This window comes from Microbispora sp. NBC_01389, assembly GCF_045040095.1.
Taxonomy (GTDB): Bacteria; Actinomycetota; Actinomycetes; order Streptosporangiales; family Streptosporangiaceae; genus Microbispora.
The window spans coordinates 6,191,404-6,217,063 of the sequence record NZ_CP109552.1 but is presented as its reverse complement, the minus strand read 5'-3'; the positions used below and the strand labels follow the sequence as shown (position 1 = coordinate 6,217,063).

The following is a 25,660-nucleotide window of genomic DNA, read 5'->3' as shown; positions in this document are numbered from 1 at the left end:
AGGGACCGTATGGACATCGATCCGGCGCACCGGGTCTTGCTCGGCCGCGCGCTGGCGACCATCGAAGATCTGGAGGCCCGCCTCCGGCGGGCCGAGCGGGACCGCGCCGTGCCGATCGCCGTGCCGATCGCCGTGGTGGGGGCAGGCTGCCGCCTGCCCGGCCGGATCCGGGGCGCCGCCGAGTTCTGGCGTGCCCTGCGGGACGGCGCCGATCTGGTCGGCGCGCTCGACCGGCGGACGGCCGGGGCCGACGCCTCGCCCGGCGGGTACGTGACCGGCCTGCCGGGCGCCTACCTCGACGACGTCGACCGGTTCGACGACGAGTTCTTCGGCATCCCGCCGGGCGAGGCGGCCGTCATGGACCCGCAGCAGCGGCTCCTGCTCGAGACGGCCTGTGACGCCCTCGATCACGCGGGCATGCCGCGCGAGACGGTACGGGGCAGCGTGACCGGCGTCTTCCTGACCCTCGGCACCCACGACTACTGGCAGGTGGGCGTCTCCCGGCTCGGCGCCGCGCCGCGGCACGACCACGCCGTGCTCAACAACTCCCACAGCACCGCCTGCGCCCGGATGTCGTACCTGCTGGGCGTCCGTGGCCCGAGTCTGACCATCGACGCCGGCTGTTCGTCGGCCCTGCTCGCGACGCACCTGGCGGCCCGGAGCCTGCGGACGGGCGAGTGCGACGCGGCGCTGGTCGGGGCGGTGAACCTGATGATGGCCGAATCCTCGGGCGCCGGCATCGCCGAGGCGGGCCTGCTGTCGCCGGACGGCCGCTGCCGCACGTTCGACGCCGGGGCGGACGGCTACGGGATCGGCGAGGGCTGCGGCGTGGTGGTGCTCAAACGCCTCGCGGACGCGGAACGGGACGGCGACCGGGTGCTCGCCGTGCTGAGCGGCAGCGCGGTCAACCACAACGGCGGCGGGCCCGGGTACGGCGTCCCCGCCGTCTCCGCCCAGCGCGAGGTCATCCGCGCGGCCTACGAGGACGCCGGGGTCCCGGCGTGGACCGCGACGTACGTGGAGAGCCACGGCACCGGCACCCCCATGGGCGACGCGGCCGAGCTGCGCGCGCTCGCCGCGGAGCTGCTACCCGGCCGGCCGGCCGACCGGCCGCTCGTGGTGGGCGCCGTCAAGACCCATGTGTCGCACCTGTTCGCCGCGTCGGGCGTCATCGGTCTCATCAAGGCCGTGCTGTGCCTGCACCACGGGGAGATCCCGGGGAACCTGCACTTCACCCGGCCGCATCCCGACCTCGGGCCGCTTCCCCCGGAGATCGTCATCCCCGGCGCCACGCGCCCGTGGCCGCGGGGCGGCGAGCCCCGGGTCGCCGGGGTCAGCGCGTTCGCCGCCGGCGGCAGCAACGCCCACCTGGTCGTGACCGACCCGCCGGCCGGGGCCGTGACCGGCGGCGGGCCCGCGGCGGACGACGGCCCGCGTCCGGTTCTGGTCCCGGTTCTGGTCCCGGTGTCGGCCCACGACGAGGCGGCCTCGCGCGCGCTGGCGGCCGGGCTCGCGGACCTGCTGGACCGCGGCGGCCCCGGGATCACCCCGGCCGACGTGGCGTACACGGCGGCGCGGCGGCGTTCGCACCACGCGCACCGGGGGGCGGTGACCGGCCGCACGGCCGGGGAACTCGCCACGGCGCTGCGCCGGCTCGCCGAGGGCCGGAGCGGGCCCGCCGCGCGGGCGGGGCGGGCCTCCGTCGCCGTGCGCACCGCGTGGTGCCTCGGCGCCGGCGCCGACTGGCCGGTCGTGGCGTCCCTCGCCGCCGGCGAACCGGTTCGCCGGCTCCTCGCCGAGGCGGCGCCTCTGGTGACCGCCGAGACCGGTGTCGATCCGGCGGTCGTCGACTGGGCGGAGCTCGCCGCCGCCCACCGGTCCGGCCGTCCTGCGCCGGGGCCGGGCACGGCGCCGTACGACCCGGCGGCGGTGCGGGCGCTGACCGTGCTGGCGCAGATCGCCCTGGGACGCTGGTGGCGGTCGCTGACCGGTGAACCGGCCCTGGTGCTGTGCACGGGGCTGGGCGTGCCGGCCGCCCGTCACCTCGTCGGCGGGCGATCACTGGAAGACACGATCAAGTCGGTGCTGGCGGACGACGGCCCGGACGACGGCCTCCCGGATGAGGGGGGCCCGGCCGTGCTGCGCCGATACGACGACCCGGCCGCGCTCGCCGCCGCGGCGTCCGAACTGGCGCGGGACGGCCGGCACGGCGTCGTGGAGATCGGCCCGGTCCGGGTGCCGCCCGGCGCCGATCCCGGCGCGGCCGGCCCCGGCACGTCGGTGCTGGACGCGCTCGGACGGCTGTACTGCCGCGGTGTGGACGTGCGATGGGACGTCCTGTATCCCACGGGACGCCACGTCGACCTGCCGCCCTATCCGTGGGCGGACCGGCGGCACTGGTGGGGCCCGCCGCCCGGCGGGCGGGACGCGAAGGAGCCGCGGGAATGACCGCTACCGGCCAGTGGGGCCTCGTCGAGAGAGGGTGCTGAACTACCGTGCGGAGAGCATTGATCACCGGAATCACCGGTCAGGACGGGTCCTATCTCGCGGAGCTGCTGCTCGACAAGGGCTATGAGGTGTTCGGGCTGCTGCGCGGCCAGAACAACCCCAAGGCCGCCTGGTTGGAACGCGAACTGCCCGACGTGCGCGTCCTCAGCGGCGACCTGCTCGACCTGCCCGGCCTCATCCGCGTCCTCGCCCGCGCCGATCCCGACGAGGTGTACAACCTGGGCGCCATCTCCTTCGTCGCCTACTCCTGGGAGAACGCCCGCATGGTCGCGGACGTCACCGGGGGCGGGGTGCTGAACATGCTGGAGGCGGTCCGCCTCCAGCAGGAGCGGAGCGGCCGGCAGGTGCGTTTCTACCAGGCGTCGAGCTCGGAGATGTTCGGCAAGGCGCAGGCCGTCCCGCAGAACGAGACCACCCTGCTGTGGCCGCGCTCGCCGTACGGGGTCGCGAAGGTCTTCGGCCACCACATGACCGTCAACTATCGCGAGACCTACGGCATGCACGCCAGCTCGGGCATCCTGTTCAACCACGAGTCGCCGCGTCGCGGCCGCGAGTTCGTCACGCGCAAGATCACGCGCGCGGTGGCGCGGATCGCGCTGGGCACGCAGCACGAGCTGGTTCTCGGCAACCTGGACGCCAGGCGCGACTGGGGGTTCGCCGGGGACTACGTGAAGGCGATGCACCTCATGCTGCAACAGGATCAGCCGGACGACTACGTCATCGCGAGCGGGGAGGCCCACTCCGTGCGCGAGTTCCTCGACGCCGCCTTCGCGTACATCGGCGTGGACGACTGGTCCTCGTACGTGCGCACCTCCGCGCGTTTCGTCCGGCCCGCCGAGGTCGACCTGCTCGTCGGCGACTGGAGCAAGGCCAAGTACGTCCTGGGCTGGAAGCCGGAGGTGGGGTTCGAGGAGCTGGTCGCCATGATGATCGAGGCCGACCTGGACGCGGAGGTCCGCGCCGAGGGCCGCACCGCCGCCGAAGGGGCCCCTCAGCGGCCCGCCTTCCGGTCCCTGAGCCGGGCGAACATGACGTGGACGAGCCCGGCGGCGCCCGGCAGGGCCGTGCCGAGCAGCAGGCCCATGGCCGCGTGGTAGGCGACGTCGTGGGCGGTGACGTCCGGCGCGAGCATCGCGCCGGCCACCCCCGTGAGCAGCGCGATGCCGAGCAGCGTGAGGGACATCGCGAGGTACTGCCGCAGCGGGCGGGTGGTTCGCAGCTCCTGGCAGATGAACAGCACGGCCGGGGCGGTGGTCATCCGGAGGCCTTCGGCGACGTACCCGAGGGCCCGCAGCGGGTTGGCGGCGAAGAACCGGACGACGGCGGGGATGCCCGCCGCCCAGACGGCGTTCGGCGGCTCGCAGTTCGCCTTCAGCCAGCTCGAGCCGCCCCACAGGGCCGCGAGGCCGGCGATCATGAGCGCGTACTCGCTCCAGGGGCGGGGGCCGCGGCCCGCCTCCGGCGCGGAGTCGTCGGTCGTCATGTGTCCTCCGCCGGTAGGACCGCACCGGCAGGATAACGACGGCGGCCCCGCGCGAGCGGCGATACGCCGGAATACGCCCGCTTCCGGTCAGGCGGCGGTGAAGCGGACCTCACGGGTGGCGGGGTCGGCGCGGGTGAGCCGTACGGGGATGCGCTCGCCGAGCGGAAGCCGGTCGCCGTCGCAGCGGGCGATGACGGCGGGGTCGGCCACCTGGACCTGCCCGCCCAGTTTGCCCTCGGTGACGTCGATGACGACCGCCTCGAAGACCTCGCCGATCCGGGGCCGGAGCACGGCCGCCTCGACGAGGTCGACGCAGGCCCGCTCGACCCCGGCGGCCCGCCTGCCGCCCTCGGCCATCCGCCCGGGCAGATCGGGCAGCGCCCGCGCGACGTCTTCGGGGACCGGCCGGCCCGCCGTCGCCGCCAGGCAGACCTCCGTGCCGTACCGGTCGACCAGACGCCGCAGCGGCGCGGTCACGTGCGCGTACGGCGCGCCGACGGCGGCGTGCAGCGACCGCCCGGGCGGGCCGCCGTCGAAGGCGGTGTATGCCGCGCCGCGCAGCAGCACCGTCGACTCGTGCAGGAACGCGGCGTGCCCGGGGAGCGCGGGATCGAGGCCGTGCACGACGCCGGCGTACGTCGCGCCGTCCGGCCAGGGCACCCCGAGCGCGGCGGCCACCCGGCGAACCTTCTCGACGTCCTCGGGGCCGGCCTGGGGGAGCACCCGCAGCACGCCGACGCCCGCCTCCAGCATGATCCGCGCGGCGGCGATCCCGGTGAGCAGGGAGATCTGCGCGTTCCACGCCTCGCAGGGCTGGTTGCCGCGGAACTCCAGGCGGTAGCCGCCCTCGCCGTCGGCGACCACCTCCTGGTCGGGCGTCGGCAGCGACAGCCCGCCCCTGGCCCGCTCCCGTTCGAGCCGGAGCGGTCCCACCTCGGCGAGCAGGGCGAGCGTGCCCTCCGCCCGGCCGGCGTCCACGGTGGCCTGGACCGTCTCGTAGTCGAGCCGGTCGCGGCTGCGGACCAGCGCCCGGCGCAGGTCCACGGACTCGATCTCGCCTTCGGCGTCGAGGTCGAGCCGCCACAGCACGGCGGGACGGGTCTGCCCGGGGAGCAGGCTGGCCGCGCCCTCCGACAGGACCGGGGGATGCAGCGGCACCCGTCCGTCCGCCATGTAGACGGTCTCGCCACGGCTCCGCGCCTCACCGTCGATCGCCCCTTCGGGCCGGACGAACGCTCCGACGTCGGCGATCGCGTACCAGACCCGGTAGCCCGGCCCGCGCCGCTCGATGCACAGCGCCTGGTCGAGGTCCATCGAGCCGGGCGGGTCGATCGTCACCAGCGGCAGGCCGGTGTGATCCTCGGCGGGTATGTCCGGAGCCTTCGCGGCCCGTTCGGCCTCCTCCCGCACCGGCTCGGGGAAGCCGTCCGGGAGGTCGAAGTCACCGCGAATGCGGGCGAACCCGTCGCGGAGGCCGTTCGCGGTGTCCCGGAGGCGGATCGTCATGTACGGCACGCGATCAACCTACCCGGGAGCGGACATAACAGGCCGAAAACGACCTGCGGAGATCACGCCGTAGATACCGGTGGACCGGGCCGTAAGGGGGCCGGTCCACCCCTTGCCGCAGGTGAGCACCCCGCCGTCACGTGACTGGACGGCACCATGCGTCGCCATCCCGACGATCCGCACGGGGCTCAGGCATCAGGCGCCGCGCCTAGCCCAGGGTGGCGAGCAGGCGGTTGAGCGGGCTGTCCAGGCCGTACTTCCGGGACAGCGCGACCAGCCGCTCGGGGTCGCGGGGCGCGGCGGGGAGGCCGACGTCGACGTCCGGCAGCGGCACGTCATGGGCCACCCTGACCACGGCGGGGGCGACCTCCAGGTAGTCGCGGGCGGCGGCGAGCCTGTTCCGGGCGCCCGCCGGGAAGCCGTCGGCGCCGCCCTCGTCCAGCGCGGCGAGCAGGGCCGGGAGGGACCCGAAGCGGGTGATGAGCGCGGCGGCCGTCTTCTCCCCGATGCCGGGGACCCCGGGCAGGCCGTCGCTGGGGTCGCCGCGCAGCGTCGCGAAGTCGGCGTACGCCCGTCCGGGGATGCCGTACTTCTCCCGGACGAAGGCCTCGTCGACGACCTGAAGGTTCCGGATTCCCCTTACTGTGTAAAGGGCCCGGCACGGCTTGTCGTCGTCCACGAGCTGGAACAGGTCCCGGTCGCCGGTGACGATGTCCACGGCCGTGGTCGCGGCGATCGCGAACGTGCCGATGACGTCGTCGGCCTCGTAGCCGCCGACCCCGACGCGGGCGATGCCGAGCGCGTCCAGGACCTCCTCGATCACCGGCACCTGCGGGGCCAGCGTGTCCGGCACCTCCTCCTGGTCGCCGCTCGCCACCCGGTGGGCCTTGTACGACGGGATCGCCGCCACCCGGAACGCGGGACGCCAGTCGGCGTCCATGCACGCGACGATCTCCCGGGGCGAATGCTGCCGGACCAGGGTCGCGATCATGTCGAGGAGCCCGCGCACCGCGTTCACCGGCATGCCGTCCGGCGAGGTCACCGAGTCCGGAACCCCGTAGAAGGCACGGAAGTACAGCGACGGGGTGTCGAGAAGCATCAGCACCCGACCATTGTCACGCCTGTCAGGCCGTGCGCGGGCCGTCTCCGGTCACCGCCACCGCCAGCAGGCAGGTGTCGTCCTCGGGGTTGGGGCCGCCGATCGCCTCCAGCAGGCGGTCGAGGCTCGCGTCGAGGTCGGCTCCGGTCGCGCCGGTCGAGGCGGCCGCCCGCATGACGAGCGACACCCCGGCCTCGATGTCGCGCGACCGGCGCTCCACGAGGCCGTCGGTGAACATCAGCAGCAGATCGCCGGGCTCGAGGCGGACGTCGGCCACTCCGTACGGCAGGCTCGACGTCGCCCCGAGCACGACTCCCCGGGGCGCCCCGAGCTGGCGCACGCCCCCGCGGCGCACCAGGATCGGAGCGGGATGCCCCGCCTGTGCCCACGTGAAAAGGCGGGACGCCGGGTCGAAGTGGCCGCACACCGCCGTGGCGGTCGTGTCGTCCAGGCGCGTGAGCACCAGGGTGTTCAGCCACGACAGCAGCAGGCCGGGGGAGGCCCCGGTCATGCTCAGGCCGAGCAGGGCGTGCCGCAGTTGCGCCATCTCCGCGATCGCGGGCAGGCCGTGGCCCGACACGTCGCCGACGGCGAGGAACATACGCCCGTCGGGGAGGGGGGCCGCGTCGTACCAGTCGCCCCCGAGGCTCGACTCCCGGCCGGCCGGGACATACCGGACCGCGATCCGGGCGTACGGAAGCTCGATCGAGGCGCCGGGCTCGGGCAGGATCGCCTCCCGCAGCGCCAGCGTGACGCGCCTTTCCTCGCGCCGTTCCTCGCGTCGTTCCTCGGCGGCGCGCTCACGTGCCTCCAGTGCCTGCCGCCTGGACTCGCCCACCACCAGCTCCGCCCACCACCGTCCGCCGACGGGGGCGGCGACGGGAGCCACGTCCGGGCCGTCCGCGGGGGGAAGGGCGGGCTTCGCGCCGCCCACTACGCCGACCATTTTTCTCGCTCTCGATGCCGCTCTCGCACTGTCGTACGGACGTTCTGTGATCGTCCTGACGCGGAGCGTAGCAGTACTTCTTGTCCCTGGGGTTAGTTTTCTTCTACCGCGTGGAATAAGCCAATGCCTCTCGCGGCACGTCCACGCGACGTCTGTGCTATGAGCCCGATGGGCGTCGTCGGTGCGCGCCGCCGGGGCCGGATCTCGTTAGATTGGGCACCGTGACAACGACGTCCCCGGATGCCTCCGACCTGTATCCCACGACCCGTCCCGCCGCCGTGCGCGAGGCCGCCGGCCGCGCCGGTCTCGACGCGCTGCTGCTGACGCCCGGCCCGGACCTCCGCTACGTCACCGGCTACGACGCGATGCCGCTCGAACGGCTGACCTGTCTCGTCGTGCCGGTGTCCGGCGAGCCGTTCCTGATGGTGCCGCGCCTCGAACTGCCGGCCGCGGAGCACTCGCCCGCCTCCCGGCTCGGCGTCGAGTTCGTCGCCTGGGACGAGACCGACGATCCCTTCGCCGAGGTGGCCCGCCGCCTGGGCCCGGTCGCCCGGGTCGGGCTCGCCGACCGCATGTGGGCGCTGCAGTCGCTGCGGTTCCGCGCGGCGATGCCCGGCGCGGAGCAGACACTGGCCGGTGACGTGCTGCGCGAGCTGCGGATGCGCAAGTCGCCCGCCGAGAAGGCGGCGCTCGCGGCGGCGGGAGCGGCCATCGACGCCGTGCACGCCCTCGTCCCCGGGCTGCTCAAGGCGGGCCGTACGGAGCGCGAGGTCGGCCGGGACATCGCGGAGGCGATCGTCGGGGCGGGGCACGCCCGGGTCGACTTCGTGATCGTGGGCTCCGGCCCGAACGGCGCGAGCCCGCACGCCGAGCTGACCGACCGGGTGATCCGGCCGGGCGAGCCGATCGTCGTGGACATCGGCGGCACGATGCCGAGCGGCTACTGCTCCGACTCCACCCGGGTGTACTGCGTCGACGAGCCGCCGGCCGACTTCGCGGCGTACTACGAGGTGCTCAGGGCGGCCCAGGAGGCCGCCTGCGCCCACGTGCGGCCCGGGGTGACCTGCGAGTCCGTGGACGCCGCCGCCCGCGAGGTGATCGCCGAGGCGGGGTACGGCGAGTACTTCGTCCACCGCACCGGCCACGGCATCGGCCTGGAGACCCACGAGGAGCCGTACATCGTGGCGGGCAACACCGAGGAGATGCGGCCGGGGTTCGCGTTCTCCGTCGAGCCCGGCATCTACCTGCCGGGGCGTCACGGCGCCCGGATCGAGGACATCGTCATCTGCGGCGAGACGGCGGGCGAGCGCCTGAACGGCTCCACCAGGGAGCTCGTCGTCGTGTGACCGCCGTCCGGTGAGTGCTCACGGCCTGCGCCGGAGCCGCCCGCCGGTGGTCGAGCGGATTCCCTTCGGTCTGCCGGCTGCCGAGCTGCGACGCCTCGCCGGCCGCGCGACACTTAACAAATCGCTTTACTTTCCCGTCCTGGCGTCGTACGGTTAAGTACATGCTTAACGAAGCTGCTTCGCTTGACCGGGTGTTCCAGGCGCTGGCCGACCCAACCAGGCGGAGCATGGTCGAGCGGCTGAGCCGCGGGCCCGCGTCCGTGAGCGAGCTCGCGCGGCCGTTCGCCATGTCGCTGGCCGCGATCGTCCAGCATCTGAAGGTGCTGGAGGCCTGCGGGCTGGTCCGGTCGGAGAAGATCGGCCGGGTACGCGCCTGCCGCCTGGAGCCGCGGGCGCTCACGGCGGTGGAACAGTGGGCCGGCGAGCGCCGCAGGACCTGGGAGCACCGCCTCGACCGGCTCGGCGACCACCTCGCCGAGCAGCCCGACGAGTGGGATCCGGAGGATGGGAAATGACCGATCGTCACGTGGAACACGCCGACTTCACCATCGAGCGCGCCTACGCCGCCTCGCCCGAGCGGGTGTTCACCGCCTGGGCGGAGGAGAAGGCCAAGGCCGACTGGTTCGCCGGCGGCGGGAACGACTACCGCCTCGACTTCCGGGTCGGCGGCAGGGAGGTCAACCGCGGCAGCCGGAGCGGCGGCCCCGTCATCACCTTCGACGCCCGTTATCACGAGATCGTCCCGCCGGAGCGCATCGTCTACGCCTACGACCTGTACGTCGGCTCTACGCTCGCGTCGGTGTCGGTGACCACCGTGCAGTTCGCCCCCGCCGGTCGAGGCACCCGCCTGGTGCTGACCGAGCAGGTCGCGTTCCTCGACGGGCACGACCGTCCCGAATGGCGCGAGCAGGGCACCCGCGACTGGCTGGAGACGCTCGCGGCGCACCTGGAGCGGGAGACCTCCCGCGCCTGAGCCCCGGCGCGCTCGCCGCTCGCCGCTCGTGGGCCGGGGCGCCGCGGCCCGGGACGGCGGCACGAGCCGGGGAGCGCATTCCGGGAGAAGCGCATCGCGGTCACCGGCCTCATTGTGGGAGTGAACCACCGCAGGGCGCCTCCGCCGGCATCGCGGCGGGGATCGCCTTCGCCTTCGTGTCAGGGCTCGCGGGAAGCTTCACGGCCTGCAACATCGCCGCGTTCAGTGCGGTGGCGCCCCTGATCGGCTCGGAGGGCAGCCGCTCGGGCCGTCTGCTGCGGCTGTTGCGGCCTCTCGGATGGCTGGCGGCCGGGATGATCCCGGTGTCGGCCGCGTACGGCGCCCTCGTCGGGCTCGCGGGCACCGGTCTGCCGCAGTTCTCGACCGCCCAGACCGAGCCGGGGGTCCTGTCGCCCCGGAGCGTCCAGTCGATGATCGTATTCGGCGTGATCGGACTGGTCATGATCTATCAGGGTCTGGCGGCGCTGCGTCTCGTGCCCGACCCGTTCGCGCGGATCGCCGCCAGATTCCCGAACTTCCCGATGGTATTCATGGGCGTGCTGATCGGGGCATTTCTCATCGGGCGCCCGTTCCCGCTTTTCCGTCAGATGTTACGTAACGCGGCGGAGAGCGGGAATCCTCTCTACGGCGCCTTCGTGTTCGTCCTGCAGTCGCTCGGCAACATCGTCATCATGGCCCTGCTGTTCCTGCTCGTCGCGGGCCTGGCGGGCGGGCGGCTGCGGCGGTGGCTCTCCAGGCGGCCGAGCCGGGCCGCGGTGCTCACCGCCGCGGCGTTCATCGTCGCGGGCGCCTTCACGTTCCTGTACTGGGATGTTCGCCTCCTGGCGACCCGCGAGATCATCTCCTGGTATCCGATGATCAAGTGGTGAGATGGCTCGCGGTGTGGGACGGAACGCCACCGGCGCCGAGTGGATTCATTCTCCGGCAGGCTGACGGGCGATGCCGCCTGGAGGGGTGACGGGTGGGCCGGCGAGGCCGGCCCGTCCCGAGCCTGGCGCCGCGGCGCTACCGTTGCTCGGGTGGAGGAGATTGATCGCCGCATCGTCACGCTGCTGGCGGCGGACGGCCGGATGAGCTTCACCGATCTGGCCAAGGAGACCGGGCTGTCGGTCTCCGCCGTTCACCAGCGCGTACGCAGGCTCGAAAAGCGCGGAGTGCTCCGTGGATACGCCGCGCTCGTCGACTACGACGAGATCGGGCTGCCCCTGACGGCGTTCGTCTCGATCAAGCCGATCGACCCCTCCGCGCCGGACGACGCCCCGGTGCGGCTCAGCCATCTGACCGCGATCGAGGCCTGCCACAGCGTCGCGGGGGATGAAAGTTACATCCTCAAGGTCCGTGTCGCCTCGCCGCTCGCCCTGGAGGAACTGCTGCAGCAGATCCGCGCCTCCGCGAACGTCAGCACCCGCACGACGGTCGTCCTCAGCACGCCGTACGACTACCGCTCCCCGGTGCTCGGAAGGGAACCGGAGGGCGGCGCCGCCGAGGGGTGATCTATAAAAGCAGGCAAACGGCCCCCCAGGGGACACATATGTGACTACGTCGCGCCCGATTCCGGGGAAGGGCGGGACGCCACGTAGAATCTGGCGGCCTATGCCACCATCTTCGACGGGCGAGCTGGCCCGGGAGCAGAAGTACGTCGCGGCGCTGTACGAACGTCTCGACGTGCTGCGGGAGCGCACGCGCGGGCAGCTCGACGCCGTGCTGGCCCAGGGAGCCTCCGGCACCCACCAGAACCGTTCGGAGCGCGACTCGTTCGCGGGCATGTACGCCCAGCGCCTCGCCCGTCTGTGGGCCGTGGAGCACGGCCTGTGCTTCGGCCGGCTCGACCTCGCCGAGGAGGGCGGGCCAGAAGCGAGTCACGCCAAGGAGGACCGGGCCGACGAGAAGCGGCTCTACATCGGCCGCATCGGCCTGTCCGACGACGACCAGCACCGGCTGCTGATCGACTGGCGGGCCCCGGTGGCGCAGCCGTTCTACCGGGCCACCCCGGCCGCCCCGATGGGCGTCACCCGGCGGCGCCACCTGCACAGCCGCGGCCGTACGGTCACCTCGATCGACGACGACCTGCTCGACCTCGACCGCATCAGCGAGGCCGACCGGGCCACGCTGAACGGCGAGGCGGCCCTGCTGGCCGCGCTCGGCGAGAAGCGCACCGGCCGCATGCGCGACATCGTCGCGACGATCCAGGCCGAGCAGGACAAGATCATCCGTAGCGACCTGAACGGCGTGCTCGTCGTCCAGGGCGGGCCGGGCACCGGCAAGACCGTGGTGGCCCTGCACCGCGCGGCCTACCTGCTCTACACCTACCGGGAGCGGCTGGAACGCCGCGGCGTGCTGATCCTCGGGCCCAACCCGACGTTCCTGCGCTACATCGAGCAGGTGCTGCCGTCCCTCGGTGAGACCGACGTGCTGCTGTCCACGGCCGGCGAGCTGTATCCGGGGGTCACCCCGAGCAGGCGGGAGCCCGCCGAGGCCGCCGCGGTCAAGGGCCGGGGCGCGATGGCCCGCGTGATCGAGCGGGCCGTCCGGGAGCGCCAGCGGATGCCGCGCACGCCCGTGCAGATCAGGCTCGACAAGTTCACCCTCTCCCTCGACCGGCAGACGCTGGAGGCGGCCCGCTCGAAGGCGGGCCGTTCGCGCCGGCCGCACAACCAGGCCAGGGCCGTGTTCGTCCGGCACCTGCTGACCGTGCTCACCCGGCAGGCGGCCCGGCACCTCGGGCGGGCCTCGCTCGACGAGGCCGACTTCGCCGACCTGCGCGAGGAGCTGCGCACCGAGGAACCGGTGCGGGTGGCGCTCAACCGGCTGTGGCCCTACCTCACCCCCCAGCAGCTGCTGATCGGCCTGTTCACCGACCGCGGCCGGATGGCCGCGGCGGGGTTGGACGCGCGCGAGTGCGACCTGCTGCTGCGCGAGCCCCCCAGGCCGGGCGACAGGCCGGGCGACAGGCCCGGAGACAGGCCCGGAGACAGGCAGGGCGAGAACTGGTGGAGCGAGGCCGACGTGCCGCTGCTCGACGAGGCCGCCGAGCTGCTCGGGGACATCGACGAGGGCGTGCTGCGGGCGGCCCGCAGGGCCGAGCAGGAGCGCGAGGAGCGCATCGCCTACGCCCGCGAGGTGCTGGAGCTGACCGGCCTCGCCGACGTGATGGACGCCGAGCGCTTCGCCGAGCGTCACCAGGCCGACGACCCCTACCTCACCACCGCCGAGCGGGCCGCCAGGGATCGTACGTGGGCCTTCGGCCACGTGATCGTGGACGAGGCGCAGGAGCTGTCGGAGATGGCCTGGCGGATGGTGATGCGCCGCTGCCCGACCCGGTCGATGACGATCGTCGGGGACATCGCGCAGACCGGGTCGGCCGCGGGCGCGGCGAGCTGGGGCCGGGTCCTCGATCCGTACGTCGCGGGACGGTGGCGCGAGGAGCGCCTCACCGTCAACTACCGCACCCCCGCCGAGCTGATGGAGGTCGCCGCCCGCGTGCTCCAGCTCGTCGGCCCCGACCTCAAGGCGCCGGAGTCGGTGCGGGAGACCGGGGAGCGGCCGTGGGCCCTGCCGATCGCCTCCCTGGCCGAGACGGGCCCCCTGGCCGCGGCGGAGGTGGTCGAGGAGGGTCGCGTCGTGGTGATCGTCCCGGCGGGCATGGCGGCGGAGATCGGGGAGATCGTCCGGTCGGCGGTGCCGGGCGCCGCCGTCGGGACGGGCCCGGCGGCGCTGGACGCGCCGATCGCGGTGCTGCCGGTCGCCGAGGCCAAGGGGCTGGAGTTCGACGCGGTGATCGTGGTCGAGCCGGAGCTGATCCTGCGCGAGTCGCCCCGCGGGCCGAGCGACCTCTACGTCGCCCTCACGCGCGCCACGAGCCGCCTCGGAGTCGTCCACAGGGGTGAGCTGCCGCAGGTTCTGGAGGGCCTGGGACGGCGCTGAGCCAGACCCCCGTCCTACCTGCGGAAACGTGGTGTTTGTGCTGGTCGGAGGGTGGTTGACAACTGCGCTGAGGTCGGTAGTTTGCTGCGCAGTCCAGCACGGGACTGACCGGTTGGCCGTACTGTGGCGCCGTCGGCTCCTGCGTCGATGACGGAGCGTGGCTCCCGGGCCTGGCCTGGGAACATCTCCGTCAGCACACCAGGCGCAGAGCCGCGTCCCGCCTAGGCGGGGCACCCCAGCCGGCCGGGGGGTTGGACCCAGGAGGGGCCCGGGAGCCCAGTAGACAACGGAGCTCCGCGCCCGCCGCCGACGGGACGGAACCGGTCCGAAGGGCACCCGGGACCCCTTTCCCCCTCTCCTCTTCGCGAAGATCACCACTTTGGCGGCCGTAGAGTGGCCGGGGCTCGGTTTGGCGGGCTCCGGAGTCGTCTGCGACGCTGGACCTCGGTGAGTACGGGGCAGGCGTGGCACCGGCTCGCGGCAGGTCATCGGGCTCCCGACGGGCGCACCGGTGCTCGGGAAGAGGCGAGGAGAGACCGCTCCGTGGCATTGAAGACGGCGCAGGAGCCGGCGTCGGCCGCCCCCCGCGCGGGCTCGCGGCGGGTGCCGGAGGCGCCGGCCCGCCTCGCCGCATCCGTCGTGGGCGGCGTACTGCTCCACCTGGCCTTCCCGCCGCTCGGCTGGTGGTTCTGCGCCCCGCTGGGCGTGGCGCTGCTCGCCCTCGCGCTGCGCGGCGCCCGCCCGCGCCGGGCCGCCTGGATCGGGTACGCGGGAGGGCTCGCGTTCCTGCTGCCCACGCTGGCCTGGGTCCGGCCCATCGGGGACGACGCCTGGCTGGCCCTGGTGGGCGTCGAGAGCCTGTTCTGGGCGGCGCTGGCCGTCGCGGCCGTGCTCGTGATGCGGCTGCGCCTGTGGCCGCTGTGGGTCGCCTGTCTGTGGGTGGCGCAGGAATGGGCCAGGGGACTGTTCCCCGTCGGCGGCTTCCCGTGGGCGCGGCTGGCCTTCAGCCAGGGCGAGTCGCCGTACACGGGCTTCGCCGCGCTGGGCGGCGCACCGCTTGTAAGTTTCACCGTCGCCCTCACGGGCGCACTGCTCGCCGCGCTGGTCAGAGGGCGTGCGCCGAGGTGGCGTGCCGACCGGGTGGTTGCCGGAACGCTCCTCGCCGCGATAGCCGTACCTGTGCTGGGGCTGATCGTGCCCCGGCCCGGCGACGAGGGCAGGACTGTGCGGATCGGGGTCATCCAGGGCAACGTCCCTGGGCGGGGGATGGACTTCCTCGGCGACGAACCCGCCGTCGTGCTGCGCAACCACGCCGACGAGACGCACCGCATGGCGCAGGCCGTACGCGCCGGGACACTGAAGCGTCCCGACATCGTGGTCTGGCCGGAGAACTCCACCGACATCGACCCCTACGACAACGCGTACGCCCGGGAGGTCATCGACTCGGCGGCCAAGGACGTCGGCGTGCCGGTCCTGGTCGGCGCGGTCGTCAAGATCGGGGCCGAGAACCGGGCCACCCGCGGGGTGGTCTGGGACCCGGTCACCGGGCCCGGCGCCTACTACGACAAGCGGCGGCTGGTGCCGTTCGGGGAGTACACCCCGTTCAAGGACCTGTTCCTCGCCCTGTCGTCGCGGGCCAATCTGGTCGGCCGGCAGTCCGTCGCGGGCGACCGGCCGGGCGCGCTGCGGATGGGGCCGGTCACGATCGGCGCGGTGGAGTGCTACGAGGTCGCGTTCGACGGCACGGTGCGCGACGCGGTGCTGGCGGGCGGCACGCCGCTGGTGGTGCAGACCAACAACGCCAGCTACGCGCTCACCGGCCTGCCCCCGCAGCAGCTCGCGATGTCGCAGCTGCGCGCGGTGGAGTTCAACCGGGCGGTGGTCACCGCCGCGACCACGGGGATCTCCGCGTACGTCGGCCCGGACGGCCGGGTCGGCTGGCGGACCGGCGAGCTCGTGGCGGACATGAACGTGCTGGACGTGCCGGTCAGGACACGCAAGACGGTGGCGGCGCGGGTAGGTGCGCTACCGGAGTGGGTTTTGGTACTCATGGGAGCCGGAGCGACGGTGGCGGCCATCTCTGGGGCCATCTCTGGGCGGAGGAGAAGCTGATGGAGCGGACCCCAGGGCGGGTGCTCGTTATCGTCCCCACCTACAACGAGCGGGAGAATCTCCCGCTGATCACGCGGCGGCTCCGCGAGGCGCTGCCCGACGTCCACCTCCTCGTCGCCGACGACAACAGCCCGGACGGCACCGGCCGCATCGCCGACGAGCTGGCGGAGCGGGACGACCATGTGCACGTCCTGCACCGGACGAGCAAGCAGGGGCTGGGCGCGGCCTACATCGCCGGGTTCCGATGGGGCCTCGCCGAGGGCTACGACGTGCTGGTGGAGATGGACGCCGACGGCTCCCACCAGCCCGAGGAGCTGCACAAGCTGCTCGACCTGGTGGCCGACGGCGCCGACCTCGCCATCGGCTCGCGCTGGGTGCCCGGCGGCAAGACCGTCAACTGGCCCGTCTCGCGCGAGTTCCTGTCCCGGGGCGCGAACACCTACGTGAGGCTGGTGCTCGGCATCCCGGTCCGCGACGCCACGGCGGGCTTCCGCGCCTACCGCGCGGCCACCCTGGAGAAGATCGAGTTGGACGGCGTCCAGTCGCAGGGCTACTGCTTCCAGGTGGACCTCACGCTCCGGACCGTACGGCAGGGCCTGCGGGTGAAAGAGGCGCCGATCACGTTCGTCGAGCGCACCGTGGGCGCCAGCAAGATGAGTCGTAAGATCATCCTTGAGGCGTTCTGGCGCATCGCCCTCTGGGGCGTCGCCGGCCTGGGGGAGCGGTTTCGCCCACGGCGATGAGCGCGGGGACGATCCACAGGAACCCCGGCGGCCGTGGGGACGTTGACCGCAACGTACGGGTGCCGGGGTGAGTGGGGCGAGAAATGGTGCGGATCGGGCTGTTCCTGGGGTTCCTCGTGGTGCCCGTCCTGGAGATCTGGTTTCTGATCCGGGTGGGCAGCGTGATCGGCGGATGGCAGACGGTCGCCCTGCTCATCGCCGACAGCCTCATCGGGGCCTGGCTGGTGCGCCGGGAGGGACGGCGGGCGTGGGCCGCGCTGCGGAGCGCCGCCGAGTCGGGACGGATGCCCGACCGTGAGCTCGCCGACGGCGCGATGATCGTCGCGGGCGGCACCCTGCTGATGACCCCCGGCTTCCTGAGCGACGTGCTCGGGCTCTTCGTGATCCTGCCGTTCACCCGGCCGATCGCCCGCCGGTGGCTGTCGTGGTTCCTCGGCCGGCGGGTGCGGTCGCTCGCCGCCCGCTCGCCGTACGCGCCGCTGTTCGGCCAGGTGGAGCCGGACCCGGCGGCACCCGGCCGGGCAGGGTTCGGTCAGGCAGGGTTCGGTCAGGCGCGATCCGGTCGCGGGGAGGGCTCCCGCGGCCGGGTGGTGCGCGGCGAGGTGATCGAGGACGACCCCCTCTCGGCCCCCGGCGACCGCTCGCACTGAGGGGCAGCGGGGCTGTGACGGGCCAACGCCCGTACCGGAGCCGGGATCAGAGGCCGGGGTCCCGCTCGTCGCGGTCCCGCTCGTCCCCACCCCGCTCGGCGTCCGGTTCGTCGTAGCGGTCGCGGTTCTTCGCGTCGGTGCCGAAACGCTGCCCGGCGCGGATGTCCGGAGTGGCGTCGAAGCGCTTCTCGGCGCGGGTGCCGGCGTCGCCGGCGAACCGTTCCCCGGAGTCGCTGACCGGGTCGCCGCCCTCGAACCGCTCCTGTGACCTGGCCGCCGGGTCGTCCATGTCGTACGGCTCGCTGGAGGTGACGCCGGTGTCGCCGCCGCCGAAAAGCTCGCCGGAGCGGGTCGCCGGGTCGCGCGGCGCGAGCGGCTCACCGGGCCGGGTGCCGGGGATCTCGGCGTCCAGACGGTCCATGGAGCCGAGCGACGGGTCGTCGGTGCCGTACCGCTCCCCGCGGTGGGTCACCGCGTAGTCCGTCCCCGCACCCGCGTAGCCGGTGCCGTCGGCGGCGCGGTCCGCGGTCTCGCCGGGGCGGTCCAGGCGCTCACGCTCGCGCCGCCCGCCGGTCTCGGCCCAGCCGGTGAGGCTGCCGGGCTCGTTGGCGCGTTCCCAGGCCTCGTCCCAGCCCATGTCGTAGTGGCGGTAGAGCAGGCGCTCCTGCTCGGCGGACAGGTGCCCGCCCTCCTCCAGGTCGACGTCGGGGGCGTTCTTGACGTGCTCCTTGTCGTACGGGACCTCGATCCCGTCGGCCGTCACGTTCGCCTCGTGGAGGGGAACGAAGGTCTGCTTGGCGTGCAGCAGGCCGGTCTTCACGCAGAGCCACTTCGGCAGGCCGGTCGCGTCGTCCAGGAAAACGTGCGCGACGTCGCCGATCTTGTCGCCGATCGAGTCGTGGACCGGGTGGTCGAGCACCATGGGGATCTGCTCGTGAGTGATCACGTGCTTCTCCTTGTCTCTCGCTTGATCGGTCCTTGTCTGGCTACCGCGGATCGGCCGATGAAAACCACTTCCACGGAAAAACACAGGCGCCCGCGATTCCGCCGTACTCGTCCTCCATCCGCGTCGGCCCAGGTGAGCGGCGACCGCCGCGGCATGGAACCCGGCGGAGAATTCGTCCTCCCGCCAGGGCGGTGGTCAGTGTCCCGCCCAGGGGCCGAGGTCATCCTCTTTCCATTCGAGGCGGTCGGCCACGCCGATCACGCCGTTGGTCCGCTCGACCATCCGGGTGAGGACGCGCGCCTGCGAGCGGCGTCCGACGGAGCCGGCGAGGGTCACCACTCCGTTTTCGGCCGAGACCTCGACGCCCGACAGGTCGGCCCACAGGCAGGTGCCGATGACGTCCTCCCGTATCTCCCGGGCGATGTCGGCGTCGCCGCGGGCGAGGACCTTGAGCAGGTCGTGGCGGCTGAGGATGCCGACGAGCACGTCCTCGTCGTCCACGACCGGCAGGCGCTTGACGCCGTGCCCGCTCATCAGGCGGGCCGCGGTGACCACGCTGGTGTACGGCCGGATGGTGAACGCGGGCGCGGACATGAGCTCGGCCGCGGTCACGCCCCGGGCCCGCTCCTGGGTCCGTACGGCTCGGTGGCCCACGGCCTCGCGGAGACGGGCCCGCAGGGGCGGCCGGTAGCCCTCGCGGTAGAACTGCTCGCGGAACTCCTCCTTGCGCAGCAGGTCGGCCTCGGAGACCAGGCCGATGACGTGGCCCTCGCCGTCCACGACGGGCACCGCGCTGATCCCATGGGCGATCATGATCTCGGTCACGTCGCGGAACGGCGTGCTGCCGTTGACGGAGGCGACCTCACTCGTCATGACATCCCGCACCTTCATGTGCATGACCGTCTCCTTCCCGACGTGTCCTTTCATCTCCCATCGCATCGCGCCGCGGACCCGGCGCGAAGGGACCGACGACCCTCCCGGCCGGGCCCTTCGCCACCTCCCCGGTGGGGGCGCGCCCGCCTCCGGAGGGATCGGTGGCCGAAAGTCCCGCCCACTCGGGACCTTCACCGCTCACCCATGGGAACGCGGGCGGGGCACGCTGGCCTGGAGAGACGGGAGGCGTCGTCATGACGGCGAAGGTGAAGGATGTCATGGGCAAGGTGGCCATCGCGGTGCGGATGGACGCGTCGTTCGCGGATCTCGTCGCCACCATGCGGCGGTACGGCGTGGGGGCGGTCACGGTCATCGACGCCGACCGGCGCCCGGTCGGGGTGGTCTCCGAGGACGACATGCTGCTGAAGGAGATCGACCTGGGCGAGCACATGTTCGGCGGTCCCCGCAGGCGCGTGGAGCAGCGCAAGGCGGCGGGCACGAACGCCGGCCAGATCATGACGCGACCGGCGATCACGGTGACCGGCGGCACTCCCGTGCGCGACGCGGCCCGGCTGATGCACCGCAACCGGGTCAAGCAACTCCCGGTGATCGACGCCGTGAGCGGCCGCATCGTGGGCACCGTCCACCAGGGCGACCTGCTGCGCGTCTTCGCGCGGCCCGCGGCGGAGATCCGGGCCGAGATCGAGCGGGTCGCAGGCCGGATGGATCTCGACCTCGGCGACCTCGACGTCGCCGTTTCCGGCGGAGTCGTCACGATCAGGGGGCAGGTGCCCCGCAGATCAGTCGTGAGGCCGCTGCTGCACACCGTCCGCCGGGTCGAGGGCGTCGTCGAGGTCGACGCCGACGACCTCGCCTTCCTCGTCGACGACCTGCTCATCGCGCCGCCGCTGCTGTAGCGCGGCCTGCTGCGGCACGGCGCTTCCGAGGCCGGGCCCGTACGCGCCCTTCGAGGGGGGAACACCGTGAACACTCGGACATCTGAGGGGATCGCGCAGGCGGCCCGGGAGGCCGTGGAGGCCGCCCTGTGGGCGCCGTCGATCCACAACACCCAGCCCTGGTCGTTCGCCGTCTCCGGCGACGAGATCAGCCTGCGCGCCGACCCGGACCGGAGGCTGCGCGTCTCCGATCCCACCGGCCGGCAGATGACCATCAGTTGCGGCGCCGCGCTGTTCAACGTGCGGATCACGCTGATGGCGCTCGGGTACGAGCCCGAGGTGCGCCGGCTGCCGAGTCCTGAGGGCCCGATGCTGCTGGCCACCGTGCGGGTGCGGCCCGGGCGCGAACCGGGCGAGCACACCCGGCTGCTGTACGGGGAGGTCCAGCGCCGCCGCACCCACCGGGCCGGGTTCACCGCGCTGCCCATCCCCGACCCGCTGACCGACGCGCTCGTACGGGAGGCCGCGGCCGAGGGGGCGCACCTCGCGCCCGTCAAATCGGACGCTCCGGCACGGGTGCTCGCCGCGCTCACCGGGGCCGCCCAGGACGTGCAGGCGCAGGACCGGCAGTTCGTGCTCGAACTCACGCGCTGGGCCCGGCCTCCGGGCAGCGCGCGGCGGGACGGCGTGCCGGTGGCGGGCTACCCGACCGACCCCCGGCGGACCTACCCGCAGCACTTCGCGTCCCGCGACTACAGCAGGGGACAGGAGTGGGGGGCGGCCCCCGAGGAGCGGGTGTCCACCTCGACCGGTCTCGTAGCGCTGCTCAGCACGCCGGGCGACGCCCGGGAGGACTGGCTGATCGCGGGGGAGGGACTGCAGCGGATGCTGCTGCACGCCTCCGCGTACGGGGTGAGCGTCGCCTTCCACACCCAGGCGCTGGAGATGTGCGAGCTGCGCGAGTTCATCCGCAGGCACCTGTGCTCCGGTGAGGCACCCCAGATGATCATGAGAATGGGCTTCGTCCTCGACGAGAGTGAAAGCGTCCGGCGCGCCCCTTCCGACATTCTGGAGTGAGCCTCCGCCGCCGCGTGCCGTGTGCGCCGTGCTCCGCTGCCCGCCGCGAGCGGGTGCCTGCATGGATCGGGCATGCGCGGTCTGGGTGCTTTTCCAGCCAGATTCCCTCACTTCCGTGTGGTCTGCGCATGCGTGGAAGGCGGGGCTGTGGGCAGTGGAGACGGACCGCCGGCCCGCCCGAGTTTCCGCCCACGCCGTCCGGTCCGCCGGACCTCCGGCGGCGACCCTTCAGGGCTCACTCTGGGGGCTCACTCTGGGGGCTCACTCTGGGGGCTCACTCTTGTGGGCCGGCGGTGGCGTGAGGACCATGCGTGGGAGGTGTGCCATGAGATCGATCGCCCGCTGGGTCGTGGCGGGGCTGCGCCGCTACCGGCCCGATCGCAACCCGCTGCGCCGCCGGTCGGACCGGGTCGAGGCGGGGCTCGTGGCGGCCGTCCTGCTCGCCGTCCTGCTCGCGGTGTGGCCCGCCGCGCTGGCCGCCCGCGCGGCGTACGGCGGCGGGCCCGCGGCGGCGGGGCCGGGGGCGCGGCACCTGGTCGAGGCGACACTGACGGGCGGGGCCACCGCGAGCGCGGCCGACGCGCACGTCCTGTTGGGGGCGACGGCGGCGCGCTGGCCGCTGCCGGACGGCGGGGTCCGCGAAGGCATGGTGCCGGCGGCCCTCCTGCTGCGGGACGGGCCCCGGGCCCGGCTGTGGATCGACAGCGAGGGCAGACCGGCCACGCCGCCGCCGCACCGCGCCGAGATGACCGCCAGGGCGGGGCTCGCCGCCTTCGGCGTCATGGCCGCGGCCCTCGCACTGGCCGCCGCCTGTCTCGTCCTCGCGCGGCGGCGGCTGGACCGCGCCCGCTACCGGGCGTGGGACGCCGCCTGGGCGGACGCCGACCAGCGGTGGCGCAGGCACCGCATCTGACCGGCGAGGCCAGTGAGGCCGGTGAGGCGATCATCGGCCTTGGTCAGCGCATGAACTGGCAGACGTCACCGCCTCCGGAGGCGTTCTGCACGCTGTTCCGCCCGGCGTTGGTGACGGTGCTCTGCTGCGGGCCGCCCAGGAATGACGGCGTGTAGACGCCGACGAGGTTCTGGTTGTACCGGCCGTTGCCGGACCGGTAGGCCCGCGCGTGGGTCCGGGAGCCACGGGCCACCTGCCGTACGCCGGGACCGGGTTTGGCCGCGGCCGCGCGCGGCCGGTGGCGGTGCGCCGTCGCGGCGTCCGCCGGAGCCGGCGCCGCCAGGGTGACCCCGGCCGCCGCGGCGGCCAGCAGTGCGGCCACGCCGAGGCGCAGGACCGGCGGGACCGGTTCGGATCGGAGAGCTTCCGCGCGGAGAGGCACCACCGAAAAACCTCCTACATATCCGGCACTATGCAGACACAAGCGACATATGTTTCGTACCCGCACTATTGGGGCGAGACATGCGCCTTGGGGGAGCGGGGAAAAGGAAATTACCGTTTCGACCCGACCCTGCCCAGCGGTTCGGGCATGGCGTTCAGCGCGGCGGTCGCGTCGGCCCAGGCGGAGTCGCCGGGGTAGAGCGTGGTGCGGAGATAGGCCCAGACGAGCGCCCGCAGCGCGGCGACGCGCTCGGGGTTCTCGTCGGTCGTCTCCGCCCCGTCGTACATGGACACGCCGCCGAGGCCGTGCTCCGCCCCGAACAGCGTCAGCAGGCGGTTCGGGTTCCGTCGTGGGTTTTCCGGCCGATGCCGAGGGGGACCGGCGGCGGGTGGGATCGGCGGCGCGGGGGCGCGGTCAGGCGGCGGCGCGCTCGGCGACCGGCCGGCGGCGGAGGTCCGGGCGCAGGAGGGCCGGGGGCCGGTAGGCCTGGTCGAGCGCGCCGACGTCGGTGCCGGGCGGGACGATCTGGTCGATCTGGTCGAGGATCTCGTCGGTGAGTGTGACGTCGACGCCGGCGAGCAGGTCGTCGAAGTGCTCCATCGTGCGCGGTCCGATGATCGCGCTGGTCACGCCGGGATGAGCGATCGCGAACGCCATCGCGAGGTGGGTCATCGGCAGCCCCGCCTTCTCGGCGATCGGGATGAGCCGCTCGACGGCGTCGTGCCGGCGCTCGTCGTTGAGGTGCCGGAAGAGGCCCGCGCGGCGCAGGTCGTTCTGCTGCCCCCTGCGGACGCGGCCGGTGAGCAGTCCCTGCGCGAGCGGGCTCCACACCAGCGTGCCCATCCCGAAGCGCTGCGCGACCGGCAGCACCTCGCTCTCGATGCCCCGGTTGAGGATCGAGTAAGGCGGCTGCTCGGTGTGGAACCGTTCGAGGCCGCGCCGCTCGGCGACCCACTGCGCTTCGACGATGTCGGAGGCGGGCATCGTGGACGATCCGATCGCACGGACCTTCCCGCTGCGGATCAGGTCGGTGAGCGCGGAGAGCGTCTCCTCGACGTCGGTGTCGGGGTCCGGCCGGTGGATCTGGAAGAGGTCGATGTGGTCCGTCCGCAGACGGCGCAGCGAGTTCTCGACCGCGATCATGACCCAGCGCCGCGAGGCGCCCTGCCGGTTGGGATCGTCGCCCATCGGGCGGCTCATCTTGGTCGCCAGGACGACGTTGTCGCGACGTCCCTGGAGCGCTCTGCCCACGACCTCTTCGGAGTCGCCGTAGACGTCGGCGGTGTCGATGAAGTTGATCCCCGCGTCCAGTGCCTTGTGGATGATGCGGATCGAGTCGTCGGGGTCGGGGTTGCCGAAGGACGTGGCGAACATCATCGCGCCGAGGGCGAAGGGGCTGACCTTGATGCCGGTGCGGCCCAGGGTTCGGTAACGCATGCGGTGACTCCTGACGAGTGGTGGCGGTGACCGGGCGGTGGCCGTCGGCCGTGCAGGCGGGGGGTGTGCAGGCAGAGGGGTGTGCAGGCCGGGCGTGGGACGCCGGGGGCGTGCCGTATCCTGAAGCGAAGCGGAACGGCTTTCCGGAACGACTATACGGAAAGTCTTTCCGGTTATGCAAGCGGAGGAGGGCCGTGACGGAGCACACGCCGGCAGAGCACACGGTGGCGGCCGCACCCGGCTCGACCGGCAGCACGGGCGGCGCGGGCGGCACCATGGGGGGCGGCGTGCCTGGACGCGCGCCGCGCCGGCTGCGCGCCGACGCGCAGCGCAACATCGACTCCCTGCTCACGGCGGCGAAAGCCGTCTTCGCCGGCTCGGGCGTCGATGCGCCCGCGAAGGAGATCGCCGATCTGGCCGGTGTCGGAGTCGGCACGCTGTACCGGCACTTCCCGCAGCGTTCGGACCTGGTCAAGGCCGTGTTCCAGCGTGAGGTGGACGCCTGCGCCGAGGCGGCCCCGGCGCTGATGGCGGAGCACGGGCCGGGAGAGGCGCTCGACCGGTGGCTCCACCGGTACACCGAGTTCGTCGCGACCAAGCGTGGGCTCGCCGCCGCCCTCCACTCGGGCGATCCGGCGTTCGACGCCCTGCCGGGTTACTTCATGGGACGGCTGGGGCCCGCACTCGGGTCCCTGCTCGACGCCGCGACGGCGAGCGGTGAGATCCGCGCCGGCGTCGGTCCCGAGGACCTTCTCCACGCCGTCGCCAATCTGTGCCTGCCCATGGCGGGCGAGGGGGCGGCTTTCAGCAGGCGCATGGTCGGGCTGCTCGTCGACGGGCTCCGCTACGGCGCCGATGCGAGCCGGGCCGACTCTTGAGCGCAGGAATCGGACCGTTTCCTTCCTCTGTGTCTGCTTTCAGGTAAAAAATGCGTCGCTGCAACCCCATAACCCTTCTTGTCGTATAGGTCTAACGAAGAGATAGGGGTACGGGGCTTTCTGATGCTGACTAAGCGAATCTCGGCGTACGCGGTGGCGGGCCTGCTGGTGTACGCGGCCGCCGCCACGATGATGGAACGACGCGCGCGGAAGGCCCTCGCGGCCGAGTGTGACCGGCTGCGCTGGTTCGCCGCCGACCTGTCGCACGAGCTGCGCACCCCGCTCACGGCCGTACGGCTGGAACTGGAGGACGCCGCCCAGGACGCCGGAGCCGACGTCGCGTCGCTGACCGAGCGCCTGCTGCCCAGCCTCGACCGGACGGAGGCAGTGGTCACGAGCATGCTCCTGCTGACCGGGCGGCAGGCCGGCGACGAGGGGCGCGAACTGGTCGACCTGAGCGACCTCGTCGGCCGGGAGGTCGCCTCGCGCCGCGATCCCTACCCGGTCACGGTCCGCCTGTCCGGCCAGGTCAACGTCAGCGCCGTACGCGAGCAGATGCGCCAGGTGCTCACCAACCTGCTGGACAACGCCCAGCGGTACGCCCGCTGCGGCGTATTGGTGGAGGTGTCACGACATGGCGGCGTGGCGCGGATGCTGGTGGACGACGACGGGGACGGCGTCCCCGAGGCCGACCGGAGGCGGGTGTTCCAGCGGTTCACCCGGCTCGGCGGCCACCGCGACCACGACGGCGGCGGGCTCGGGCTCGTGATCACCCGGGTCATCGCCGAGGCCCACCGGGGCAGCGTCGAGGTCGAGGAGGCGCCCTCGGGCGGCGCCCGGTTCGTGCTCCGCCTGCCCGCCGCCTGACAGGCTCTCAGGGCCGCCTGACAGCACCCCTGACGGGGCAT

Annotated in this window: 25 protein-coding genes; 16 read left to right on the top strand and 9 right to left on the bottom strand. The window is 73.2% G+C overall.

The window, feature by feature from the left end; all coding sequences use genetic code 11:
- The first annotated feature begins 9 nt into the window (after positions 1-9).
- Positions 10-2,448 (top strand): beta-ketoacyl synthase N-terminal-like domain-containing protein, encoded by a 2,439-nt coding sequence (locus OG344_RS27445; RefSeq protein ID WP_405085568.1) that lies wholly within the window; start codon positions 10-12, stop codon positions 2,446-2,448.
- 59 nt (positions 2,449-2,507) lie between these two features.
- Positions 2,508-3,605 carry a GDP-mannose 4,6-dehydratase gene (locus OG344_RS27440; protein WP_405085567.1) on the top strand — a complete coding sequence of 366 codons (1,098 nt, stop codon included), beginning with the start codon at positions 2,508-2,510 and terminating at the stop codon, positions 3,603-3,605.
- On the opposite strand, the gene OG344_RS27435 is transcribed toward OG344_RS27440, so the two are convergent.
- The 4 genes from OG344_RS27435 to OG344_RS27420 all read right to left on the bottom strand — a co-directional run bounded on the left by OG344_RS27435 (position 3,500) and on the right by OG344_RS27420 (position 7,542).
- Complete coding sequence (locus OG344_RS27435; RefSeq protein WP_405085566.1) at positions 3,500-3,991, bottom strand: hypothetical protein; 492 nt, start codon at positions 3,989-3,991, stop codon at positions 3,500-3,502. The two genes, OG344_RS27440 and OG344_RS27435, sit on opposite strands and share 106 nt — an antisense overlap.
- 87 nt (positions 3,992-4,078) lie before the next feature.
- Positions 4,079-5,497, bottom strand: coding sequence for an RNB domain-containing ribonuclease (locus OG344_RS27430; RefSeq protein WP_405085565.1), 1,419 nt, complete (start codon positions 5,495-5,497; stop codon positions 4,079-4,081).
- Between the two features lie 208 nt (positions 5,498-5,705).
- Positions 5,706-6,596, bottom strand: coding sequence for a 5'-3' exonuclease H3TH domain-containing protein (locus OG344_RS27425; RefSeq protein WP_405089178.1), 891 nt, complete (start codon positions 6,594-6,596; stop codon positions 5,706-5,708).
- Between the two features lie 25 nt (positions 6,597-6,621).
- On the bottom strand, positions 6,622-7,542 hold the full coding sequence (locus OG344_RS27420; RefSeq protein WP_405085564.1) for a PP2C family protein-serine/threonine phosphatase: 921 nt from the start codon (positions 7,540-7,542) through the stop codon (positions 6,622-6,624).
- Between the two features lie 221 nt (positions 7,543-7,763).
- Here OG344_RS27420 and OG344_RS27415 point away from each other — a divergent pair, with 221 nt between their 5' ends.
- From OG344_RS27415 to OG344_RS27375, 9 genes are all read left to right on the top strand, one after another.
- Positions 7,764-8,888, top strand: a complete 1,125-nt coding sequence (locus OG344_RS27415) for a M24 family metallopeptidase (protein WP_405085563.1) — start codon at positions 7,764-7,766, stop codon at positions 8,886-8,888.
- A 161-nt stretch (positions 8,889-9,049) separates the two neighbouring features.
- A complete protein-coding gene (locus OG344_RS27410; RefSeq protein ID WP_327046154.1) occupies positions 9,050-9,403 on the top strand; it encodes a metalloregulator ArsR/SmtB family transcription factor in 354 nt (117 codons plus the stop codon).
- A complete protein-coding gene (locus OG344_RS27405) occupies positions 9,400-9,861 on the top strand; it encodes an SRPBCC family protein (RefSeq protein ID WP_327046153.1) in 462 nt (153 codons plus the stop codon). Before OG344_RS27410 ends, OG344_RS27405 begins: the two co-directional genes overlap by 4 nt.
- A 176-nt stretch (positions 9,862-10,037) precedes the next feature.
- Positions 10,038-10,751, top strand: coding sequence for a hypothetical protein (locus tag OG344_RS27400; protein WP_405085562.1), 714 nt, complete (start codon positions 10,038-10,040; stop codon positions 10,749-10,751).
- 150 nt (positions 10,752-10,901) lie between these two features.
- Complete coding sequence (locus tag OG344_RS27395; RefSeq protein ID WP_327046151.1) at positions 10,902-11,375, top strand: AsnC family transcriptional regulator; 474 nt, start codon at positions 10,902-10,904, stop codon at positions 11,373-11,375.
- Between the two features lie 100 nt (positions 11,376-11,475).
- Positions 11,476-13,806, top strand: a complete 2,331-nt coding sequence (locus OG344_RS27390; RefSeq protein WP_405085561.1) for a HelD family protein — start codon at positions 11,476-11,478, stop codon at positions 13,804-13,806.
- Positions 13,807-14,349: 543 nt separating this feature from the next.
- Positions 14,350-15,918: an apolipoprotein N-acyltransferase gene (lnt, locus tag OG344_RS27385; RefSeq protein WP_405085560.1), complete on the top strand. Its 1,569-nt coding sequence runs from the start codon at positions 14,350-14,352 to the stop codon at positions 15,916-15,918.
- The gene (locus tag OG344_RS27380; RefSeq protein WP_327046148.1) at positions 15,918-16,661 is read left to right on the top strand and encodes a polyprenol monophosphomannose synthase; all 744 of its coding nucleotides are present in this window, start codon (positions 15,918-15,920) and stop codon (positions 16,659-16,661) included. The genes lnt and OG344_RS27380 overlap by 1 nt, the downstream gene beginning before the upstream one ends.
- Before the next feature lie 71 nt (positions 16,662-16,732).
- Entirely contained in the window at positions 16,733-17,311 is a 579-nt protein-coding gene (locus OG344_RS27375; RefSeq protein WP_405085559.1) for an FxsA family protein, read from the top strand.
- 46 nt (positions 17,312-17,357) lie between these two features.
- On the opposite strand, the gene OG344_RS27370 is transcribed toward OG344_RS27375, so the two are convergent.
- Positions 17,358-18,257 carry a PRC-barrel domain-containing protein gene (locus OG344_RS27370; RefSeq protein ID WP_405085558.1) on the bottom strand — a complete coding sequence of 300 codons (900 nt, stop codon included), beginning with the start codon at positions 18,255-18,257 and terminating at the stop codon, positions 17,358-17,360.
- 195 nt (positions 18,258-18,452) lie between these two features.
- Positions 18,453-19,154, bottom strand: coding sequence for a CBS domain-containing protein (locus OG344_RS27365; RefSeq protein WP_405085557.1), 702 nt, complete (start codon positions 19,152-19,154; stop codon positions 18,453-18,455).
- Between the two features lie 230 nt (positions 19,155-19,384).
- Between OG344_RS27365 and OG344_RS27360 the strand changes: the two genes are divergently transcribed.
- The 3 genes from OG344_RS27360 (at position 19,385) to OG344_RS27350 (ending at position 22,016) form a co-directional block, all read left to right on the top strand.
- Positions 19,385-20,047 (top strand): CBS domain-containing protein, encoded by a 663-nt coding sequence (locus OG344_RS27360; RefSeq protein ID WP_405085556.1) that lies wholly within the window; start codon positions 19,385-19,387, stop codon positions 20,045-20,047.
- Positions 20,048-20,113: 66 nt separating this feature from the next.
- Positions 20,114-21,103, top strand: coding sequence for an Acg family FMN-binding oxidoreductase (locus OG344_RS27355; protein WP_327046143.1), 990 nt, complete (start codon positions 20,114-20,116; stop codon positions 21,101-21,103).
- A gap of 325 nt (positions 21,104-21,428) precedes the next feature.
- Entirely contained in the window at positions 21,429-22,016 is a 588-nt protein-coding gene (locus OG344_RS27350; protein ID WP_405085555.1) for a hypothetical protein, read from the top strand.
- A 43-nt stretch (positions 22,017-22,059) separates the two neighbouring features.
- On the opposite strand, the gene OG344_RS27345 is transcribed toward OG344_RS27350, so the two are convergent.
- The 3 genes from OG344_RS27345 to OG344_RS27335 all read right to left on the bottom strand — a co-directional run bounded on the left by OG344_RS27345 (position 22,060) and on the right by OG344_RS27335 (position 23,874).
- On the bottom strand, positions 22,060-22,440 hold the full coding sequence (locus OG344_RS27345; protein WP_327046141.1) for a hypothetical protein: 381 nt from the start codon (positions 22,438-22,440) through the stop codon (positions 22,060-22,062).
- Between the two features lie 107 nt (positions 22,441-22,547).
- On the bottom strand, positions 22,548-22,730 hold the full coding sequence (locus tag OG344_RS27340; protein WP_405085554.1) for a hypothetical protein: 183 nt from the start codon (positions 22,728-22,730) through the stop codon (positions 22,548-22,550).
- 121 nt (positions 22,731-22,851) lie between these two features.
- Positions 22,852-23,874, bottom strand: coding sequence for an aldo/keto reductase (locus tag OG344_RS27335; RefSeq protein ID WP_405085553.1), 1,023 nt, complete (start codon positions 23,872-23,874; stop codon positions 22,852-22,854).
- A gap of 194 nt (positions 23,875-24,068) precedes the next feature.
- Here OG344_RS27335 and OG344_RS27330 point away from each other — a divergent pair, with 194 nt between their 5' ends.
- On the top strand, positions 24,069-24,752 hold the full coding sequence (locus OG344_RS27330) for a TetR/AcrR family transcriptional regulator (RefSeq protein ID WP_405085552.1): 684 nt from the start codon (positions 24,069-24,071) through the stop codon (positions 24,750-24,752).
- Between the two features lie 123 nt (positions 24,753-24,875).
- Positions 24,876-25,619, top strand: coding sequence for a sensor histidine kinase (locus OG344_RS27325; RefSeq protein ID WP_405085551.1), 744 nt, complete (start codon positions 24,876-24,878; stop codon positions 25,617-25,619).
- Positions 25,620-25,660 lie beyond the last annotated feature (41 nt).

Excerpts from the sequence above, each read along its gene's own strand:
- OG344_RS27360 (WP_405085556.1), top strand. The coding sequence starts at position 19,385 with ATGACGGCGAAGGTGAAGGATGTCATGGGCAAGGTGGCCATCGCGGTG.
- OG344_RS27435 (WP_405085566.1), bottom strand. The coding sequence starts at position 3,991 with ATGACGACCGACGACTCCGCGCCGGAGGCGGGCCGCGGCCCCCGCCCC.
- OG344_RS27410 (WP_327046154.1), top strand. The coding sequence starts at position 9,050 with ATGCTTAACGAAGCTGCTTCGCTTGACCGGGTGTTCCAGGCGCTGGCC.
- OG344_RS27405 (WP_327046153.1), top strand. The coding sequence starts at position 9,400 with ATGACCGATCGTCACGTGGAACACGCCGACTTCACCATCGAGCGCGCC.
- OG344_RS27365 (WP_405085557.1), bottom strand. The coding sequence starts at position 19,154 with ATGCACATGAAGGTGCGGGATGTCATGACGAGTGAGGTCGCCTCCGTC.
- OG344_RS27325 (WP_405085551.1), top strand. The coding sequence starts at position 24,876 with ATGCTGACTAAGCGAATCTCGGCGTACGCGGTGGCGGGCCTGCTGGTG.
- OG344_RS27430 (WP_405085565.1), bottom strand. The coding sequence starts at position 5,497 with ATGACGATCCGCCTCCGGGACACCGCGAACGGCCTCCGCGACGGGTTC.
- OG344_RS27390 (WP_405085561.1), top strand. The coding sequence starts at position 11,476 with ATGCCACCATCTTCGACGGGCGAGCTGGCCCGGGAGCAGAAGTACGTC.
- OG344_RS27335 (WP_405085553.1), bottom strand. The coding sequence starts at position 23,874 with ATGCGTTACCGAACCCTGGGCCGCACCGGCATCAAGGTCAGCCCCTTC.
- OG344_RS27380 (WP_327046148.1), top strand. The coding sequence starts at position 15,918 with ATGGAGCGGACCCCAGGGCGGGTGCTCGTTATCGTCCCCACCTACAAC.
- OG344_RS27445 (WP_405085568.1), top strand. The coding sequence starts at position 10 with ATGGACATCGATCCGGCGCACCGGGTCTTGCTCGGCCGCGCGCTGGCG.
- OG344_RS27425 (WP_405089178.1), bottom strand. The coding sequence starts at position 6,596 with ATGCTTCTCGACACCCCGTCGCTGTACTTCCGTGCCTTCTACGGGGTT.
- OG344_RS27420 (WP_405085564.1), bottom strand. The coding sequence starts at position 7,542 with ATGGTCGGCGTAGTGGGCGGCGCGAAGCCCGCCCTTCCCCCCGCGGAC.
- OG344_RS27350 (WP_405085555.1), top strand. The coding sequence starts at position 21,429 with ATGAGATCGATCGCCCGCTGGGTCGTGGCGGGGCTGCGCCGCTACCGG.